This window comes from Synechococcus sp. RC10B2 (assembly GCF_047502635.1).
The window spans coordinates 1-2,893 of the sequence record NZ_JANSHO010000058.1; the positions used below are offsets into that span (position 1 = coordinate 1).

Here is a 2,893-nt window from a genome sequence, read left to right on the forward strand (position 1 = left end):
GGCCAACCTGAGCGGGGCCAACCTGAGCGGGGCCAACCTGAGCGGGGCCGACCTGAGCAGGGCTGACCTGAGGGGAGCCAACTTGAGGGGAGCAAAGCTGGGTGGCACGAACCTAAAGGGGGCAAACCTATGGGGCGCAAAACTAAGTCCCGGCTGGGATCAATTCGCCGACTTGAAAGGGGCCATCCTCCCCGACGGAGCCATCCATCCCTAGCCTGATCCCTTGGCTACACTACCTACAGCCGCTCTCAGTGGATCCATGAGTCCCTCAGATCTCGCCTTTGCCAGCAATCACCAAGACATCCTCACACTGCTGGACTTAGTGGTTCGCGCCCGCTACCCTTTGATCTACCTGGTTACTCCCGAAGAAGCCCCGGCAGAGGAGCTCCTGCAAGTTCTAGCCGATTCCCTCAACCCCAAGCGCAAACTCCTAATCTGGGATATCGTCTCCGGCTGGTCAGATAACGGCCAAAACAAAGGCCAATTGATGCCTGCTCTGGGCCGCATCGGCGCCATCAAAGAGGACGAGGCGGTTATTTGTGTTCTCAAAGACCTAAACCCCACCCTGAGAAATCCGGAACGCTCGGACAATTACCCCGTCATCCGCTACCTGAAAACCCTGGCCAGAGAGAGCCGCCACAGCCGCAAGTCCATCATCCTCTTGAGCCAAGAAGCCGTTGTCCCTGCCGAGCTGCGCGAGGAAATTGTGGTCTATGATTTTCCCCTGCCCAGCATCGCCGAAATTGAGCGGATCATTACCCGCGCGATCCCTGCCCGTCAACTGGAGCTAAGCGGCCCGGCGCGGGAACAACTGGTTCGAGCCTGCCAAGGACTGACCCGGCAGCGCATTGAGCGGATCCTGGCCCGCGCCCTAGCCGCCAAGGGCAAGGTCAGCGAGGGCGATATTGACCTTGTTCTGGAAGAGAAAAAACAATACATCCGCCAGACGGAAATCCTGGAGTTTTACAACCCCTCCGAGACCTTGCAAAATGTCGGCGGCCTGGAAAACCTCAAAGCCTGGATTCGGCAGCGCCGCAACAGTTTTAGTGCCCAGGCCCGTGCCTATGGCTTGCCCAGTCCTAAGGGCATTTTGCTGGCCGGGATCCAGGGCACCGGCAAGTCTCTATGTGCCAAAACCATAGCCCGCGAGTGGCGCATGCCCTTGCTCAGGCTGGATGTGGGGCGACTCTTCGGCGGGATCGTCGGCGAAAGCGAAAGCCGCGTGCGCCAGATGATCCAAATTGCCGAAGCCATGGCCCCTTGTGTGTTGTGGATTGATGAGTTGGATAAAGCCTTTGGCGGCGTCAACAGCGAGTTTTCAGGGGATTCGGGCACCAGCAAGCGGGTCTTCGGCAGCCTGATCACCTGGATGCAGGAAAAAACCAAACCCGTTTTTATTGTTGCCACCGCCAACAATGTCCGCATCTTGCCGGCCGAGCTGCTGCGCAAAGGCCGGTTTGACGAAATTTTCTTCGTCAATTTGCCCAACCAACGGGAGCGGGAGGAGATCTTCCAAGTCCACATCCAGCGGCTGCGGCCCAACCGCGTGCGGGATTTTGCCTACCCTGAGCTGGCCATGGCCAGCGAAAACTTCAGCGGCGCAGAAATTGAGCAGACCATCTACGATGCCATGCACATGGCCTTCAACCAGGATCCGCCCCGCGAGTTTACCCAGGAGGATATTCTCGGCGCCATTCGCCAAACCGTTCCCCTGGCCGCCATCGCCCGCGACCAGATTCAAGACTTGAAAGCGTGGGCTGCCGAGTCCGGGGCCCGAACGGCCTCCCGAGATCAACACCTTGTGCACGAGCTGCAAACCCTGGTGCAAAAAAGAGGGCTGGGCCCCATCGAAGTCGACAGCCCCTCCTCATTTAAGTTTTCTAACTAAGGCAGCTCTACCGAGGTGGGCTTGGAGGCGTAGGTTAGGCCCCAGCCCAATTTCTCCCGCATGACGCGGAAAAACTCCGGTCGGCGTAGGCGAATCAAATCTGTGCAGTAGGGGGCGCGGACAACGCGAATTTGGTCTTCTGGCAGGATGTAGCAGCCGGCATTGCCGTCCGCTACCAAAACCAGCGGCTGAGGGCTGGCGGGGCTGATCCATACCTCTTCCGAATCGGGAAAGACCAGAGCCCGTGAGGCCATCGAGTGGGGACAGATAGGGATCAACTGCAACACCGGCAGGCCGGGAGTGATGACCGGCCCTCCCGCAGAAAGGGCATAGGCGGTGGAACCGGTGGGGGTGGCTAAAATAATGCCGTCGGCAGCCACATCCAGCGGTGAGTGATCCCCAATGGTTACTTCAAAGTGGCACATGCTGGTCAAGGGCTCGCGGTGGAGCACCATCTCGTTGAGGCTGAGCACCTCCCAGCGCAATTCGTTGCCGCGGTAGGCCTGCACCAGCAACATGCTGCGGCGATCGAGAATGTACTCGCCAGCAATGGCTGCCTTGGCCGCCTCCTCCAGGTGGGTTAGGTAGGTCTCTGTCAGAAAGCCCAGGTGGCCCGTGTTCACGGCCAGCAAGGGGATCCCTTTGGGGGCCAGTTGCCGGGCTGCTGCCAAAACGGTGCCGTCTCCCCCCAGCACCACGGCAAACTTCATGCTCTCGTCAAAGCCGGCGGGGGCCAGGCTGTCCACCTTGGTCAAGCAGACGGGACTGTCAAGCTTGGCGTAGCCAAGGATGCCGCCCCAGTTGGGTGCGACACAGACTTCCCAACCCTGTTCCTGAAACCAGCGGGACAGGGTTTCGCTGCTGCGCTTGGCGGCGGGCTTGGCGTCGTTGTAGAGGATCCCGGCTTTGGGCTTGCTCATGGGGCAGTGGTGAGGCAGAGGGTGCCAAAACTGATACATTTACGCTGAACACTGCTGAGCATTACTGCTCAGCGGTGAAGCGATA

The 2,893-nt window shown here is 59.5% G+C and carries 3 protein-coding genes; 2 read left to right on the forward strand and 1 reads right to left on the reverse strand.

Annotated elements, in window-relative coordinates:
* Together NW855_RS07830 and NW855_RS07835 are read left to right on the forward strand one after the other, a co-directional pair.
* Nucleotides 1-214: pentapeptide repeat-containing protein (locus NW855_RS07830; protein WP_414508643.1), on the forward strand; the 214-nt coding region annotated here is incomplete at its 5' end.
* A 45-nt stretch (nt 215-259) separates the two neighbouring features.
* Complete coding sequence (locus NW855_RS07835) at nt 260-1,888, forward strand: AAA family ATPase (RefSeq protein WP_414402590.1); 1,629 nt, start codon at nt 260-262, stop codon at nt 1,886-1,888.
* Here the strand turns inward: NW855_RS07835 and NW855_RS07840 are convergent.
* Nucleotides 1,885-2,808: an NAD(+) kinase gene (locus tag NW855_RS07840; protein ID WP_414346643.1), complete on the reverse strand. Its 924-nt coding sequence runs from the start codon at nt 2,806-2,808 to the stop codon at nt 1,885-1,887. The genes NW855_RS07835 and NW855_RS07840 overlap by 4 nt on opposite strands.
* Nucleotides 2,809-2,893: the final 85 nt, after the last annotated feature.

Coding starts and splice junctions, on each gene's coding strand:
- NW855_RS07835 (WP_414402590.1), top strand. CDS start 260: ATGAGTCCCTCAGATCTCGCCTTTGCCAGCAATCACCAAGACATCCTC.
- NW855_RS07840 (WP_414346643.1), bottom strand. CDS start 2,808: ATGAGCAAGCCCAAAGCCGGGATCCTCTACAACGACGCCAAGCCCGCC.